Source organism: Microbispora sp. CA-135349 (genome assembly GCF_050947365.1).
In the GTDB taxonomy this organism is placed as follows: Bacteria; Actinomycetota; Actinomycetes; order Streptosporangiales; family Streptosporangiaceae; genus Microbispora.
Window position 1 is genome coordinate 701,009 of record NZ_CP192001.1, and the last position, 15,050, is coordinate 716,058.

At 71.5% G+C, this 15,050-nt stretch carries 13 protein-coding genes and 1 pseudogene; 13 read left to right on the plus strand and 1 reads right to left on the minus strand.

What is annotated here, in order from left to right; genetic code table 11:
- Nucleotides 1-96: 96 nt before the first annotated feature.
- From ACQPZZ_RS03400 to hemL, 7 genes are all read left to right on the plus strand, one after another.
- Nucleotides 97-795 (plus strand): redox-sensing transcriptional repressor Rex, encoded by a 699-nt coding sequence (locus tag ACQPZZ_RS03400; protein ID WP_363634745.1) that lies wholly within the window; start codon nt 97-99, stop codon nt 793-795.
- Between the two features lie 25 nt (nt 796-820).
- Complete coding sequence (locus ACQPZZ_RS03405) at nt 821-2,119, plus strand: glutamyl-tRNA reductase (protein ID WP_432928843.1); 1,299 nt, start codon at nt 821-823, stop codon at nt 2,117-2,119.
- Nucleotides 2,120-2,154: 35 nt separating this feature from the next.
- Nucleotides 2,155-3,027: a hydroxymethylbilane synthase gene (hemC, locus tag ACQPZZ_RS03410; protein ID WP_432934266.1), complete on the plus strand. Its 873-nt coding sequence runs from the start codon at nt 2,155-2,157 to the stop codon at nt 3,025-3,027.
- On the plus strand, nt 3,024-4,613 hold the full coding sequence (locus ACQPZZ_RS03415) for a uroporphyrinogen-III synthase (protein WP_363634739.1): 1,590 nt from the start codon (nt 3,024-3,026) through the stop codon (nt 4,611-4,613). The genes hemC and ACQPZZ_RS03415 overlap by 4 nt, the downstream gene beginning before the upstream one ends.
- 66 nt (nt 4,614-4,679) lie before the next feature.
- Entirely contained in the window at nt 4,680-5,666 is a 987-nt protein-coding gene (hemB, locus tag ACQPZZ_RS03420) for a porphobilinogen synthase (RefSeq protein ID WP_432928846.1), read from the plus strand.
- A gap of 217 nt (nt 5,667-5,883) precedes the next feature.
- On the plus strand, nt 5,884-6,528 hold the full coding sequence (locus tag ACQPZZ_RS03425; RefSeq protein ID WP_363634735.1) for a bifunctional DNA primase/polymerase: 645 nt from the start codon (nt 5,884-5,886) through the stop codon (nt 6,526-6,528).
- Between the two features lie 57 nt (nt 6,529-6,585).
- A complete protein-coding gene (gene hemL, locus ACQPZZ_RS03430) occupies nt 6,586-7,881 on the plus strand; it encodes a glutamate-1-semialdehyde 2,1-aminomutase (RefSeq protein ID WP_432928849.1) in 1,296 nt (431 codons plus the stop codon).
- Between the two features lies 1 nt (nt 7,882).
- Here the strand turns inward: hemL and ACQPZZ_RS03435 are convergent, their stop codons facing one another.
- On the minus strand, nt 7,883-8,416 hold the full coding sequence (locus ACQPZZ_RS03435; protein WP_432928851.1) for a Uma2 family endonuclease: 534 nt from the start codon (nt 8,414-8,416) through the stop codon (nt 7,883-7,885).
- A 176-nt stretch (nt 8,417-8,592) separates the two neighbouring features.
- Here ACQPZZ_RS03435 and ACQPZZ_RS03440 point away from each other — a divergent pair, with 176 nt between their 5' ends.
- The 6 genes and pseudogenes from ACQPZZ_RS03440 (at nt 8,593) to resB (ending at nt 15,050) form a co-directional block, all read left to right on the plus strand.
- Complete coding sequence (locus ACQPZZ_RS03440; protein WP_432934268.1) at nt 8,593-9,903, plus strand: FAD-binding oxidoreductase; 1,311 nt, start codon at nt 8,593-8,595, stop codon at nt 9,901-9,903.
- Between the two features lie 349 nt (nt 9,904-10,252).
- Nucleotides 10,253-11,170 (plus strand): LysR family transcriptional regulator, encoded by a 918-nt coding sequence (locus tag ACQPZZ_RS03445; RefSeq protein ID WP_432928853.1) that lies wholly within the window; start codon nt 10,253-10,255, stop codon nt 11,168-11,170.
- Nucleotides 11,171-11,257: 87 nt separating this feature from the next.
- Nucleotides 11,258-11,872 (plus strand): annotated as a pseudogene (locus tag ACQPZZ_RS03450) (histidine phosphatase family protein); the annotation flags it as partial.
- A gap of 205 nt (nt 11,873-12,077) precedes the next feature.
- Nucleotides 12,078-12,707, plus strand: a complete 630-nt coding sequence (locus ACQPZZ_RS03455) for a TlpA family protein disulfide reductase (RefSeq protein ID WP_432928855.1) — start codon at nt 12,078-12,080, stop codon at nt 12,705-12,707.
- The gene (locus ACQPZZ_RS03460; RefSeq protein ID WP_363634723.1) at nt 12,700-13,431 is read left to right on the plus strand and encodes a cytochrome c biogenesis CcdA family protein; all 732 of its coding nucleotides are present in this window, start codon (nt 12,700-12,702) and stop codon (nt 13,429-13,431) included. The genes ACQPZZ_RS03455 and ACQPZZ_RS03460 overlap by 8 nt, the downstream gene beginning before the upstream one ends.
- Complete coding sequence (gene resB / locus ACQPZZ_RS03465) at nt 13,431-15,050, plus strand: cytochrome c biogenesis protein ResB (protein ID WP_432928857.1); 1,620 nt, start codon at nt 13,431-13,433, stop codon at nt 15,048-15,050. Before ACQPZZ_RS03460 ends, resB begins: the two co-directional genes overlap by 1 nt.

Genomic DNA, 15,050 nt, shown 5'->3' on the forward strand with positions numbered 1-15,050 from the left:
ATTGCTTCACAAAAGCACTAACCTGGAATCCAACCGTCGCATCCGCTGTGCGGCCGGGGGCGCAACCGGCCGTCCGTTCCCCTGGAGCCCCGGCAAGTGATCCGCCGAATCCCGCAGGCCCGCGACCGTGGCATCCCCGACGCCACCGTCGCGAGATTGCCGCTTTATCTGCGTGCGCTCAACGGGATGGCCGAGCGGGGCACGGCGACGGTGAGTTCGGAGGACCTGGCGCTCGCCGCCGGGGTGAACTCGGCCAAGCTCCGCAAGGACCTGTCCCACCTCGGGTCGTACGGCACCAGGGGTGTGGGCTACGACGTGCAGTACCTCATCTACCAAATATCGCGTGAGCTTGGTCTCACTCAGGACTGGGCCGTGGCGATCGTTGGCGTGGGAAACCTCGGCCGCGCGCTGGCCAACTACGGCGGATTCGCCTCCCGCGGGTTCCGGATCGCCGGTCTTCTCGACGCGGATCCGCACGTCGTGGGCGACCGCATCGCGGGTCTCGTCGTCGAGCACACCGACGAACTGGAGTCGGTGATCAGGAAGCGCGGAGTCTCGATCGTGGTGATCGCCACCCCCGCGACCGCGGCGCAGCAGGTCTGCGATCGTGTCACCGCGGCCGGCGTCACCAGTATTTTGAACTTCGCCCCCGTCGTCTTGGCTGTGCCTGACGGCGTGGATGTCCGTAAAGTCGATTTATCCATCGAGCTGCAGATACTTGCGTTCCACGAGCAGCGCAAGGCTAATGGAGGGCCCATCATGGCCGAGGAGTGGCCGGACGGGGTGGTCATGTGAGTGAGCCATCGATCGGAGCGAGCTCATGAGTGTCCTCGTCGTCGGCCTCAGCCACCGGACCACGCCGGTAGCGCTGCTCGAACGCGTCACCGTCAGCGGGGACGCGCTCGTCAAGCTCCTGCACGACGTGCAGGCGGACGAGAACGTGTCCGAGGCGCTGGTCGTCTCGACGTGCAACCGCGTCGAGGTCTACGCCGTCGTCGACCGGTTCCACGGCGGCGTCACCGCGGTGACGAACACGCTCGCCGCGCACTCGGGCCTGCCACAGGATCTGCTCGCGCGGCACCTCTACGTGCACTACGAGGACCGGGCGGTGCAACACCTGTTCACCGTCGCCTGCGGGCTCGACTCGATGGTGATCGGCGAGGGGCAGATCCTCGGCCAGATCCGTGCCGCGCTGCGCCTGGCGCAGGAGGAGGGCACGGCCGGGACCACGCTCAACGAGCTGGCCCAGCACGCGTTGCGCGTGGGCAAGCGCGCGCACGCCGACACGGGCATCGACCGGGCCGGCGCGTCGCTGGTCGGGGTGGGGCTGACGCTCGCCGAGCGGGTGCTCGGCCCGATCACCGGCAGGCGCGCCCTGGTCGTGGGCGCCGGTTCGATGAGCTCGCTGTCCGCCGCGACGCTGTCCCGCGCCGGCGTGACCGACATCGTCATCGCCAACCGCACCCGCGAGCGCGCGGAACGGCTCGCCGAGACGGTCGGCGGGCGGGCGGCGAACCTGGCCGACGTCCCCGCCGAGCTGGCGGAGGCCGACCTGGTCATCTCCTGCGTCGGCGCCGGGACCCGCACGATCACCCCCGAGATGATCGGGGACCGCGATCGGCCGCTGTTCCTGCTCGACCTCGCGCTGCCCCACGACGTGGACCCCGGCGTACGGGACCTGCCCGGCGTGACGCTGGTCGACCTGAAGTCGATGCAGCAGGACGGCGTCGGCGACGACGTCTCCGACGGCGGCAGGGCCGAGGCGATCTGCGAGGTCAGGCGGATCGTGACCGAGGAGGTCGCCGCCTATCTCGACGCCGCGCGCGCCGCGCTCGTCACCCCCACGGTCGTGGCCCTGCGCAGCAAGGCCGCCGGGGTGGTCGAGGCGGAGATGGGCCGGTTGCTGTCCCGCCTGCCCGACATCGACGTACGGGTGCGCGACGAGTTCACCCAGACTGTGCGGAGGGTCGTGGACAAGCTGCTCCACGAACCGACCGTACGGGTCAAGCGACTGGCCGCGTCCCCGGGCGGCGACCAGTACGCGGAGGCGCTGCGCGAGCTGTTCGGCCTCGACCCGAAGGCGCCCGAAGCCGTTTCGAGCCTGGAGGTGGAACAGTGACCGCCCCACTGCGGCTCGGCACTCGTAAGAGCCTGATGGCGACCACGCAGTCGCAGATCGTCGCCGACCGGCTGACCGCCCTGACCGGCCGGGAGGTGGAGCTCGTCGGCGTCACCACGTTCGGCGACGTGTCCCGGGCCCACCTGACCCAGCTCGGCGGCACCGGCGTGTTCGTGAACGACCTGCGGGGCCGGCTGCTCGCCGGCGAGGTCGACTTCGCGGTCCACTCGCTGAAGGACCTGCCGACCAAGCCGGACGAGCGGATCGCGATGGCCGCGATCACGCGGCGGGACGACCCGCGCGACGCGCTCGTCGGCCCGACCAAACTGCACGACCTGCCCGCCGGGGCCCGCGTCGGCACCGGCTCGCCGCGCCGGGTGGCCCAGCTGCGCCTGCTCCGGCCGGATCTCGACTACGTCCCCATCAGGGGAAACGCGGACACCCGCATCGGCAAGGTGACGTCGGGCGAGCTCGACGCCATCGTGCTGGCCGCCGCAGGGCTGGCCAGGATCCGCCGGGACGGGGAGATCGCCCAGGTGTTCGAGGTCGACGAGATGCTGCCCGCCCCCGGGCAGGGCGCCCTCGCCGTCGAGTGCCTGGCCGACCGTGACGATCTCATCGAGCTGCTCCGCGCCGTCGACGATCCGCTCACGCGGGCCGCTGTGGACGCCGAGCGCTCGGTGCTCGCCGCCCTCGAGGCCGGTTGCGCGGCCCCGGTAGGTGCTTTCGCCTCCGGTGACGGGCACATTCTCAATCTGACCGCCACCGTCGTCGACGTCGACGGCGCGCGGTCGGTGCGCAAGTCCACCTCCGGACCCTCTACGACGGCAGTGATCATGGGCCGCGAACTCGCGGCAGCCATGATCGCCGAGGGGGCCGACACGTTGATGGGGGAGCAGGCCCATTGAGCCCCGCGAATCACAGCACTCAGACCCGGTCCGGGTTCGTCGCCTTCATCGGCGCCGGCCCCGGTGACGAGAACCTGCTCACGTTGCGCGGCGCCGACCTGCTGGGCAGGGCGGACGTCGTCGTGCTCGACCGGCAGGCGTACGGCGCGCTGCTGCGCCACTGCCGTGAGGACGTCGAGGTCGTCGACATCTCCGCGGACGCGGCGGAGAACTCGGTGTCGCTGAAGACCATCCAGGAGGCCAAGGCGGGCCGTACGGTCGTGCGCCTGTGCTCGGGCGACCCGTCCTTCTTCTCCTCCGTCACCGACGAGGTGGCCGCCTGCGCCAAGGCGGACGTGGACTTCGAGATCGTGCCCGGCGTGCCGCCGGCCACGGCCGTGCTGACGTACGCCGGCATCCCGCCGGCGGCGTCGGCGCCGGAGTTCCGGATCGTGGACGCGGCGCAGACGGACGACTGGGCGAAGCACGCCGCGTGCGAGGGCACGCTGGTGATCTACAACGGCGTCGCGGACGCGGTCCCGATCGGCAAGGCGCTGATCGCGGGCGGCAAGCCCGACTCGACGCCGGTGGCGGTGACCAGCGACGGCACGACCACCGAGCAGTACACGGTGGTCTCCACGCTCGGACGGCTCGGTCCCGACCTCAAGCACGCCGGGATGACCGAGCCCGCGCTGATCGTCGTGGGCGACGCGGTCGGCATGCGCGACCGCCTGTCCTGGTTCGAGACCAAGTCGCTGTTCGGCTGGCGGGTCCTCGTGCCCCGTACGAAGGAGCAGTCCAAGGGCCTGTCGGAGCAGTTGCGCTCGTACGGCGCGGTGCCCGAGGAGGTGCCGACGATCTCCGTCGAGCCGCCGCGGACGCCGCAGCAGATGGACCGCGCCATCAAGGGCCTGGTGACCGGCCGCTACGAGTGGGTCGCCTTCACCAGCGCCAACGCGGTCAAGGCGGTGCGCGAGAAGTTCGAGGAATACGGCCTGGACGCCCGCGCGTTCGCCGGGCTCAAGGTCGCCGCCGTGGGCGAGGCCACCTCGCGGGCGCTGGTGGAGTTCGGCGTGAAGCCCGACCTCATGCCGACGGGCGAGCAGTCGTCCGAGGGCCTGCTGGCCGAGTGGCCGCCGTACGACTCGATGCTGGACCCGATCAACCGGGTGCTGCTGCCGCGTGCGGACATCGCCACGGAAACCCTGGTGGCGGGGCTGACCCAGCTCGGCTGGGAGTGCGACGACGTCACGGCCTACCGCACCGTGCGCGCCGCGCCGCCGCCCGCCCCGATCCGCGAGGCGATCAAGGGCGGCGGTTTCGACGCGGTGCTGTTCACCTCGTCCTCGACCGTGCGGAATCTCGTCGGCATCGCCGGAAAGCCGCACAACGTCACGGTGATCGCGGTGATCGGGCCGCAGACGGCCAAGACGGCCGAGGAGTTCGGCCTGCGGGTCGACGTGATGGCCGACAAGCCGTCCGCATCGGCCCTCGCCGCCGCGCTGGCCGACTATGGTGCCAAGATGCGGCACGCCGCGGTCTCGGCGGGCGAGGTGCCCCGCCGTCCGTCCCAGATGCGCAGGGGCGCGCGGCGACGTGTGAAATGAACCGACTCGCGTACGGCCCGCCGGGGACGGACACCCGGCGGGCCGACGCGATCAAAGGAGACCATCGTGAACGCCCAATACCCGGTGGCGCGGCCCCGGAGGCTGCGCCGCACCGCCGCGATGCGCCGCATGGTCGCGGGGACGCGGCTGCACCCGGCCGAGCTCATCCTGCCGATGTTCGTCAAGGAGGGCATCGCCGAGCCGCAGCCGGTGGGCTCCATGCCCGGGGTCGTCCAGCACACCCGTGAGTCGCTGCGCAAGGCGGCCCACGAGGCGGCCGAGGCCGGCGTGGGCGGGATCATCCTGTTCGGGATCCCCGCGCACAAGGACGCCCGCGGTTCGGGCGCCGACGACCCGGACGGCATCGTCCAGGTGGCGCTGCGCGACCTCGCCTCCGACCTGGGCGACGCGCTGGTGCTGATGACCGACACCTGCCTCGACGAGTACACCGACCACGGCCACTGCGGCCTGCTGACGGCCGACGGCGAGGTGGACAACGACGCGACGCTGGAGCGGTACGCGTCGGCGGCGGTCGCGCAGGCGGCGGCCGGCTCCAGGATGATCGCGCCGAGCGGCATGATGGACGGCCAGGTGGGCGCCATCCGGGCGGCCCTCGACGCAGGCGGCTTCGCCGAGGTCCCGATCCTGGCCTACGCCGCCAAGTACGCCTCCGGGTTCTACGGGCCGTTCCGCGACGCCGCGGAGTGCGCGCCGCAGTTCGGCGACCGCAGCGCCTACCAGCAGGACCCGGCCGGCCCGATCGGCGAGGCGCTGCGCGAGGTGCGCCTCGACCTGGCCGAGGGCGCGGACGCCGTCATGGTCAAGCCCGCGCTGGCATACCTGGACATCCTGCGGCAGGTGCGCGACGTCGTCGAGGTGCCGGTCGCGGCCTACCAGGTCAGCGGCGAGTACGCGATGGTCGAGGCGGCGGCGGCCAACGGCTGGATCGACCGGGAGCGGGTGATCATGGAGTCGCTGATCGCGATCCGCCGCGCCGGAGCCGACATGATCCTCACTTACTGGGCCACCGAGGTCGCCCGCGGACTATCCTGACACCTCATCAGGGGGGTCCTGCCGCGGCGAAATCGGGCAGACGGCATTATCGGGTACGTACCGCGAGCATCTTGCGTATCGCAGGAGGGCTGCGGCGAGGAGTGCCCGGAGTGACGAGCGTGGGCCGGGCGACGGCGAAGCGAGGCGCCGCCCGGGGCCGCGCGCAGTAGGCGTGTTCAGCCGGACACGACTGAGGACGCTTGTGGGGAGGAACGCCATGGTGGGGGTACCGCTGGCCAGACGTGCGAAACGACGTGGGCATCACGCGCCGCGGAAGATGACGTCGGTGCTCGAGTACGCGCAGTTGGGCTGGGCGAGCTGCATGGGCGCCCACCCGCTGAGCGAGGGGGGCAGGGCGTGCTCCTGCGACCGGGTCGGCTGTCCCGACCCCGGGATGCACCCGCTGTCGCCCGCGTGGCAGATGCAGGCCACGACGGACACCGCGCTGCTCACGCGATGGTGGAAACAGGACCAGGACGCCAACGTGATCCTGCCCACCGGCAGGGTGTTCGACGTGTTCGACGTACCGGCCTCGGCGGGCCGTCCCGCCCTGGCCGCCATGGACGCCGCAGGCTTCGACACGGGCCCGGTCGCCGAGAACGGCGACCGGGTGCTTTTTTTCGTGGCCACGCGTGGGGCGCCCGAGGACGAGGACGAGTGGTGGTCCTGCAGCCTGGACGCGGGACCCGAGACGATCGACAGCACGCCGGGCCTGCGCTGGCACTGCCGGGACAGCTATGTGCTCGCGCCGCCGTCCACCACGCCTTCGGGCGGGGTCGTGAGCTGGATCAGGCCCCCCGACGGGCGTCCGCTGCCCGACCCGCTGCGTGTGCTCGACCTGCTCGCCGACTACTGCGAGTAGGCCGTGTCCCGGTTCCCGGTACGGGCTCCGAACCGGTGGGCCCGTAATCTGGAGGGCGTGACTCGCACGCAGACCTCCGAGGACCTGTTCGACCGCGCCCGCCGGATCGTTCCCGGCGGCGTCAACTCGCCGGTGCGCGCCTTCGGCGCCGTGGGCGGCACGCCCCGCTTCATGGCCTCCGGTGAGGGCCCCTACATCACCGACGTGGACGGCAACCGCTACGTCGACCTGGTCTGCTCCTGGGGCCCGATGATCCTCGGCCACCGCCACCCGGCCGTCGTGGAGGCCCTGGAGGAGGCCGTCGCGCGCGGCTTCTCGTTCGGCACCGCGACCGAGGGCGAGGTCCTGCTCGCCGAGGAGATCGTCTCCCGGGTGGCCCCCCTCGAGAAGGTCCGCCTGGTCAGCTCCGGCACCGAGGCCACCATGTCCGCCGTACGGCTGGCCCGCGGCTTCACCGGGCGTGCGAAGGTCGTGAAGTTCGCCGGCTGCTATCACGGGCACGTGGACGCGCTGCTGGCCTCGGCCGGGTCCGGGGTCGTCACCTTCGGCCTGCCCGACACCCCCGGCGTCACCGGCGCCTCCGCCGCCGACACGATCGTCCTGCCGTACAACTCGGTCGAGGCGGTCGAGGAGGCGTTCCGCACGTTCGAGATCGCCTGCGTGATCACCGAGGCGTGCCCGGCGAACATGGGCGTCGTGCCACCTGCCGACGGTTTCAACCGGCGCCTGCGCGAGCTGTGCACCGAGCACGGCGCGCTGCTGATCATCGACGAGGTGCTGACCGGCTTCCGCGTGTCCGCCGCCGGCTGGTACGGCATCGACCCCGTCGAGGCCGACCTCATGACGTTCGGCAAGGTCATGGGCGGCGGGCTGCCCGCCGCCGCGTTCGGCGGCCGGGCGGAGGTCATGGCCGCGCTCGCCCCCGAGGGGCCCGTCTACCAGGCGGGCACGCTGTCGGGCAACCCGCTCGCCTGCGCGGCCGGGCTGGCCACGCTGCGCGCCTGCGACGACGACGTGTACGACAGGATCGACGCGTCCGCACTGGTCATCGGCAGGGCCGCCTCCGACGCGCTGGCCGCCGCCGGGGTCCCGCACCGCCTCCAGAGGGCGGGGAACCTCTTCTCGATCTTCTTCACCGACACCCCGGTCACGGACTTCGAGTCGGCGCGGACGCAGAACACCGACGCGTACCGCGCCTTCTTCCACAGCATGCTCGACCAGGGCGTCTATCTGCCGCCGTCGGCGTACGAGGCGTGGTTCCTGTCGGCCGCCCACGACGACGCGGCGCTCACCCAGGTGGCCGAGGCCCTGCCCCTGGCCGCCAAGGCCGCCGCCCAGGCCGCCGGCGTCTGATTCATTTCACCAGCTGGTCGAGATCCACCTCGATGGGGAAGGGCACCTGCACCGCCAGGTGCCCGTGGTGGATCCCGGTCGGCGTGTACGCGCCCGTGGCGGGGTCCCGTTCGTACACGTAGACGACGGGACGCCCGTCGCTCTCTTCGACCCGCCAGAAGTGCGGGATGCCAGCCTCGGCGTATCGCGCGGGCTTGAGCTTGCGGTCGCGCTCCACCGACTCGGGGGAGACGACCTCGATCACGAGATGGACCTCGTGCGCCTCGTAGTAGGTACGGGTCATGTCCGTCGCGGCGTCGATGATCACCACATCCGGGCACGGACGCGTCCGAGAGCCCATGCGGTGGATCGCCGCCAGATGGCCGGGAGCCTGGGCGTCGAGCCGTTCGGTCAGCCCCCGGCTCAGGTGCTGGTGAAACCGCTGCTGCGGGGCCGCGAAGATGAGCGCTCCGTCGATCAGTTCGACGCGTTCGAAGAAGCCCGGCTCGCCGTTCGGGCCCTCCGAGGGCAGATGACCGTTACACACGGTAGTCATTCCACTCATTCTCGTGACCTTCCTTCTTTGTCTCCGAATTGATCCGGGATCGGGAGTGGACGTCGCCGGGCGGTTCGCGCGCAAATATAGTCACGAATCTTTACTGTCACGATCATTGACTATATGGTTGAACCGATCGCTCTCAGGAACCCATCGGAAGGATCACTGCCTTGACCATGCCCGCTCGGACGCTCCCGGCCGCGTCCCTCGCCGCGCGTCTGCTGGGCGACCGTTTCGCCGGGGACGTGCACCTGCCCGGACAGGATGGATACGACCGGGCCCGCCGGCCGCTCTACGCGTTCGACCCACGCCCCGCACTGGTCGTGGAGGCCGCCGGGGCCGAGGACGTGCAAGCGGCTGTGATCGCGGCTCGCGAGAGCGGCCTGCCGCTGGTCGTGCAGGGCACCGGACACGGCACGCACGTCCCCTGCGACGGTGCTCTGTTGCTCAGGACCTCGAGCCTGACGGGCGTCGCCGTCGACGCACGGCGCGGAACCGTGAGGACCGGGTGCGGCGCCCGCTGGGGCCGGGTGCTCGACGCCGCCGCTCCGTTCGGGCTAGCGCCGCTGTCGGGATCGTCGCGCGACGTGGGCGTCACCGGCTACACGCTCGGCGGCGGCCTGGGCTGGCTGTCGCGCCGGTACGGCTTCGCCGCGGACAGTCTGCTGCGCGCGAGAGTGGTCACGGCCGACGGCCGGCTGGTGACGGCGAGCGCGGACAACGAGCCCGATCTGTTCTGGGCCCTGCGGGGCGGCGGCGGGAACTTCGGCGTGGTGACCCAGCTGGAGTTCCGCCTCCACCCCGTGCGCGAGGTCTACGCCGGCAGCGCCTGCTTCCCCGCCGAGACGGCCGGTGAGGTGCTGGCCCGCTACCGCGACTGGATCGGGCACATCCCCGACGAGCTGAGCACGGCGATCGTGCTCACCCTGGCGCCCGAGGAGGCCTGGGTCCCCGCGTCCCTCCGCGGCAGGCGGGTCGTGATGATCAAAGCCATGTACGCGGGGGACGCGGACCGCGCCCGGTCCCTGCTGCGCCCCCTGTGGCGGGCGGCCGGGCGGGTCCTGGCCGAGGACTTCCGCACGATGCCGTACGCCGCGGCCTCGATGGGTGGCACGGCCCCCGGGCAGGTCCATCTGTTCACCGGCCTGCCCGACGAGGTGGTGGAGGCGGTCACGGCCACGCCCTCGGTGGCCGTGGAGGTCCGGCACTGGGGTGGCGCGATGAGCCGGCCGGCGCCCGGCGCCGGCCCCGCCGGCCACCGGAACACGTCACTTTCGGTCATCGTGGACGACGAGGCGCCCGCGCTGGCCGCCGCGCTGCGCCCGCACGCCACGGGGGGTTCCTTCCTGAACTTCCTGCACGACTGCTCCCGCACCGCCACCGCGTACACCCCGGAGGACTTCGGGCGTCTGCGGAAGGTGAAGGCCGTCTACGACCCCGGCAACGTCTTCGGGGGCGGCCACGTCATCCCGCCGGCCGGCGCCTGAGAGTTTCCGGGCGTGGATCAGCGTGAGGCGGGGTGCACCTGGAGGACCAGTGAAGTCAGACGACGAGGTTGAAGCCCCACACGGCGGCGAGCGCGACGGCGAGAGCCAGGTGGAGGGGACGCATGGATCAGCCGGAGGAGAACAGACGCGAGAAACTCAGCGCGAGGAGGAGAGGCGCCGGTCGCGGCTTTGCCTGGCCTGCCTGGCCAGGGTCTCCAGATAGGAGGTCTGCTCGGAACGGGTGGGCTTGGTGAAGAGCTTGTTGAAGATTCGCATGGCTACATCGTCGCATCGCTAAACAGTTGAGTGCAAACGAGTTTTTCTAACCAGAACGGTTTAGACTGGCTACATGTTGGACCTGAACCGGTTGAAGGCTCTGCACGCCGTGGCGGTCTACGGCTCGGTGGGCGCCGCGGCCGAGGCGCTGATGGTCACCCCTTCGGCGATCTCCCAGCAGCTCGCCAAGCTCGAACGGGAGACCGGCGCCGTCCTGATCGAGCGCAACGGGCGCGGTGTGAAGCTGACCGACGCCGCCGGACTGCTCGCCGAGCACGCCGAGCGCATCCTCGCGCTCGTGGAGACGGCGGAGGCCGACTTCGAGGCGCTGCGCGGAGCGGTGGTCGGCAGGCTGAGCATGGCCGCCTTCCCCACCGCGGCCCGTGGCATCGTCCCGCGCGCCCTCACCACGCTCAAGAGGCAGCACCCCGATCTCGACCTGCTGGTCTACGAAAGGGAGCCGGAGCGGCAGACCCGCGAGCTGGTGCGCGGCGACCTCGACCTCGCCGTCCTGCAGGACTGGCTCAACCGGCCGATGGCGCTGCCCGAGGGCCTGTCGCGCACGACGCTGCTCGACGACGTGGCCGACGTGGTCGTGCCGGCCGGCCATCCGCTGGTGAAGGCCGACCGGGTGCGGCTGAGCGACCTCGCCGGCGACAGCTGGATCAGCTCGACCCCCGGCACGGTGTGTCACGACTTCCTGGTGTTCCTGCTGCGTTCGGAGGAGCGGGAACCGCGGATCGTCTGCATGGCCGACGAGTACCCCACCCAGCTCGCGCTGGTCGCCGAGGGCCACGGATGCGCGCTCATCCCCCGGCTGGGCCGGGGACCGCTGCCCGAGGGCGTCGCCGTCCTGGCCGTCCAGCCGCCGCCGGTGCGGCGGATCTACGCGGTCTGGCGGACCGACGCCGCACGCCGGCCCGCGATCCGCGCCGCCGTCGACGCGCTGCGCTCTGCTTGTGACGCGCTGCGTCCTGCCTCCGACGCGTAGAGCCCCGCCGACGACGCGTACGGCCTTGCCAATGACGTGCTGCGCCCTGCGTGCTCCGAGCCGCCCGGCGGGTAGGCTGTCCAGGTCATGACAGAGATGACCATCGTTCACCTGCTCCGGCACGGTGAGGTTCACAATCCCCGTGGGGTCCTGTACGGCAGGCTGCCGGGCTACCACCTGTCCGAGACCGGCCGCCGGATGGCCGAGGTGGTCGCCAAGGCCGTCGAGGGCAGGGACATCGTCGCCCTGTGGAGCTCTCCCATGGAGCGCGCCCAGGAGACCGCGGCGCCGTCCGCCCGCGCCCTGAGCCTGGAGGTGGCGACCGACGAGCGGCTGACCGAGGCGGGCAACGTCTTCGAGGGCCTGCGGATGACCGGCAGCGACAACGTCTTCCGCGACCCCCGCTCCTACCGCCACTTCAGGAATCCGTTCCGTCCGTCATGGGGCGAGCCGTACACGCGGGTGGTGGCGCGCATGAAGGCGGTCGTGGACGATGCCCGGGCGGCCGCGCGCGGCCACGAGGCGCTGCTGGTCAGCCATCAGCTGCCCATCTGGATCATCCGGCTGGCCGCCGAGGGCAGGCGGCTGTGGCACGACCCGCGCCGCCGTCAGTGCGCGCTCGCCAGCCTCACCAGCCTGACCTTCGAGGGTGACCGGCTCATCAGCGTCGGCTACAGCGAGCCCGCCGGAGCGCTGCTCAGGGCCGTCGGCGCGTCGCCGCAGGGGGAGGCCGCGTTGTTCGACAAGGCCGACGAGGTGCTTCCCGAGGCACTGCAGGCGAGCTCGGAGGACGAGGAGACGCCCGGCCCGCGCTCCGTCCCCGGCGCGTGACCCGGCGAACGGGGCACCCGCATCGCTCGGTAGGCTTACAGCTCTACCGGTTGTAGTACAAGGAGATCCTCCTCCCGTGTCCGAGCGCCTGTCCGCCGAGCGCGTGACCGTCAAGCACCTGACCGTCAAGCGCGTGACCGTCAAGCGTCTGACCGCGCTCGCCGCCGCGGCCGTGGCCGCGACGGTTCTCGCCGGCTGTGCGGGCGGCCAGGCGGCCCAGCCCCGCTCCGGCGACACGCGCTTCGTCCCGGGGGACGGCCGCGTCGAGTTCTTCGACGCCGCCCAGCGCCACAAGGCGCCCGTGGTCGAGGGGCAGACCCTCGACGGTGGCACCGCCACGCTGACCGCGGGCAAGGTCCACGTGCTGAACTTCTGGGCCTCCTGGTGCGCGCCCTGCCGGGCCGAGGCTCCGGTGCTCAAGGACATCGCGGCGACGACCAAGTCCAAGGGCGTGGAGTTCCTCGGGGTCAACTTCAAGGACCTCAAGGCGTCCGCGCAGGCGTACGACCGCTCGGTCGAGCCCGGCTACCCCAGCATCTACGACCAGAGCGGCAAGGTGCTGCTGCAGTTCCAGGGCACGGTGCCGCCCGCCGCGATCCCCTCCACACTGATCATCGACGCCCAGGGCCGCATCGCCGCCCGCGCGCTCGGCGCGGTCAAGTACAACGACCTGCTCTCCGCCGTCACGAAGGTGACCGATGAGTGACCTCGGCAGCACCGTCGCGACCGGGTCGCTGCTGCTGGCCGCGCCGATCGCCGCGGTCGCCGGGCTCGTGTCGTTCGTCTCGCCGTGCGTGCTGCCGCTGGTCCCCGGCTACCTGTCGTACGTCACGGGCATGAGCGGCGACCCGAAGCGGGGCCGGATGGTGCTCGGCAGCGCGCTTTTCGTGCTCGGGTTCGCCGTCGTGTTCGTGCTGGGGGGCGCGCTGTTCGGCAGCCTCGGCGCGGCGCTGCACGGCAACGCCGACGTGATCACCAGAGTCCTCGGGGTGGTGACGATCGTCCTCGGGCTGGCCTTCGTGGGCGTGATCCCCGGCCTCCAGCGTGACGTGCGGATCCATCGGCTCCCTGCGGCCGGGATGGCGACGGCGCCGCTGCTGGGGATCGTCTTCGGCCTCGGCTGGACGCCGTGCATCGGCCCCACGCTGGCGGTGGTGATGACGCTCTCGGTCGACCAGGGCAGCGCGCTGCGCGGCGCCGCCCTCGCCTTCGCGTACGCGCTGGGCCTCGGGCTGCCGTTCGTGCTGGCGGGTCTCGCCTACCGCAAGGCGCTGCACACCTTCAAGGCGGTGCGCCGCCACACCCCGCTGATCACCAAGGTCGGCGGCGCGATGCTCGTGGCGGTCGGCGTGCTGCTCGTGACCGGGCAGTGGTCGGAGATCATCGCCCACCTGCAGGTGTGGGTCGGCGGCTTCAGGCCGGTGATCTGATGAGCGCCCCCGACGACCTCGCGTCCGCCGTACAGGAGGAGTCGGCGCTCCAGGAAAAGGAGCGGACGAAGCCCGTCGGGCTGGGCCCGATCGGCTGGCTGCGCTGGTTCTGGCGCACGCTCACCTCGATGCGGACGGCCCTGATCCTGCTGTTCCTGTTCGCGCTCGGCTCGGTCCCCGGATCCGTCTATCCGCAGCGAGGCGTCGATCCCGCCAGGGTCGCGCAGTATTTCAAGGACAACCCCACCCAGGCGAAGTGGCTTGACCGGTTCTGGCTGTTCGACGTCTTCAGTTCGCCCTGGTTCGCCGCGATCTACCTGCTGCTGTTCGTCTCGCTGGCCGGGTGCGTGTTCCCGCGCGCGCTGGTCCACATCAAGGAGATGCGCCGCCGCCCGCCCGCCGCGCCGCGCAACCTCCTGCGCCTGCCGCACGGCGAGACGTTCGAGGGCCGCCTCACCCTGGAGCAGGCCGCCGCCGCGCTCAGACGCAGGCGGTTTCGCGTCGCCGTCGGCGACGGCTGGGTGGCGGCGGAGAAGGGCTACCTCCGCGAGACCGGCAACCTGCTGTTCCACGTCGCGCTGCTCGTGCTGCTGTTCGCCGTCGGCGCCGGAGGCCTGTACGGCTACCGCGGCAACGTGCTGGTGGTGGAGGGCGACGGCTTCTCCAACGCCGTGGCGGCCTACGACCGCTTCATGCCGGGCAACCGGGTCACCGCCGAGTCGCTGGAGCCGTTCTCCTTCACCCTGAAGGACTTCCAGGCCAGCTATGTCGCCACAGGGGACAAGCAGGGCCAGCCGCTCGACTATCTCGCCAAGCTGGCCGTCCAGGACTCGCCGACGGCAACCCCGCGCGAGGTGGATCTCAAGGTCAACGATCCGCTGGACGTGAACGGCACGCTGACCTACCTCATCGGGCACGGCTACGCCCCCACGTTCCGGGTGACCGACGGCAAGGGCCAGGTGGCCTACGACGGCCCGGTGCCGTGCCTGGCCGACGACCAGGCCACGTACACGTCCGAGTGTGTGATCAAGGTGCCGGACGCCCAGCCGACCCAGCTCGGGTTCCTGGCGCGCTTCCTGCCCACGACCGTGCCGGCCGGGAACGCCTGGGTGTCGGTCTTTCCCGGCGCCGCGAACCCGACCGTGCAGGTCTTCCCGTTCGGCGGCGACCTCGGCCTGAAGTCGGGGCAGCCGCAGTCGGTGTACCAGCTCGACACCACGAACCTGAAGCCGCTCGGCACGATGTCGGCCCAGCCGACCCCGCTCAACCTGGGTGAGACCAAGGAGCTCGCCGACGGCGCCGGGAAGATCCAGTTCACCGGTGTGAAGGAGTGGATCAGCCTCCAGATCACCTACGACCCGGGCCGGGAACCCGCCCTGCTGGCGGCGGCCGCCGCGGTGATCGGGCTCGTGCTGTCTCTCACGATCCGCCGCCGCCGCGTCTGGGTGCGGGTGAAGGACGGGACGGTCACGGTGGGAGGATTGACCCGCACAGAAGGCGGCGGCGCGGCCTTCGCCGAGGAGTTCGCCCAGATCGTCACCGCCCTGCGCGGTGGCCCACCCACCGGCGACCCGCCCACCGGAAACGCTGCCCCGGGCGGCCGCCCGGACGAGGAGTGA

What these genes read in the sequence shown, in the direction of transcription:
- ACQPZZ_RS03405 (WP_432928843.1), top strand. Translation starts at nt 821, where the DNA reads ATGAGTGTCCTCGTCGTCGGCCTCAGCCACCGGACCACGCCGGTAGCG.
- hemC (WP_432934266.1), top strand. Translation starts at nt 2,155, where the DNA reads ATGGCGACCACGCAGTCGCAGATCGTCGCCGACCGGCTGACCGCCCTG.
- ACQPZZ_RS03425 (WP_363634735.1), top strand. Translation starts at nt 5,884, where the DNA reads ATGGTGGGGGTACCGCTGGCCAGACGTGCGAAACGACGTGGGCATCAC.
- ACQPZZ_RS03435 (WP_432928851.1), bottom strand. Translation starts at nt 8,416, where the DNA reads ATGACTACCGTGTGTAACGGTCATCTGCCCTCGGAGGGCCCGAACGGC.
- ACQPZZ_RS03440 (WP_432934268.1), top strand. Translation starts at nt 8,593, where the DNA reads ATGCCCGCTCGGACGCTCCCGGCCGCGTCCCTCGCCGCGCGTCTGCTG.
- ACQPZZ_RS03445 (WP_432928853.1), top strand. Translation starts at nt 10,253, where the DNA reads ATGTTGGACCTGAACCGGTTGAAGGCTCTGCACGCCGTGGCGGTCTAC.
- ACQPZZ_RS03460 (WP_363634723.1), top strand. Translation starts at nt 12,700, where the DNA reads ATGAGTGACCTCGGCAGCACCGTCGCGACCGGGTCGCTGCTGCTGGCC.
- resB (WP_432928857.1), top strand. Translation starts at nt 13,431, where the DNA reads ATGAGCGCCCCCGACGACCTCGCGTCCGCCGTACAGGAGGAGTCGGCG.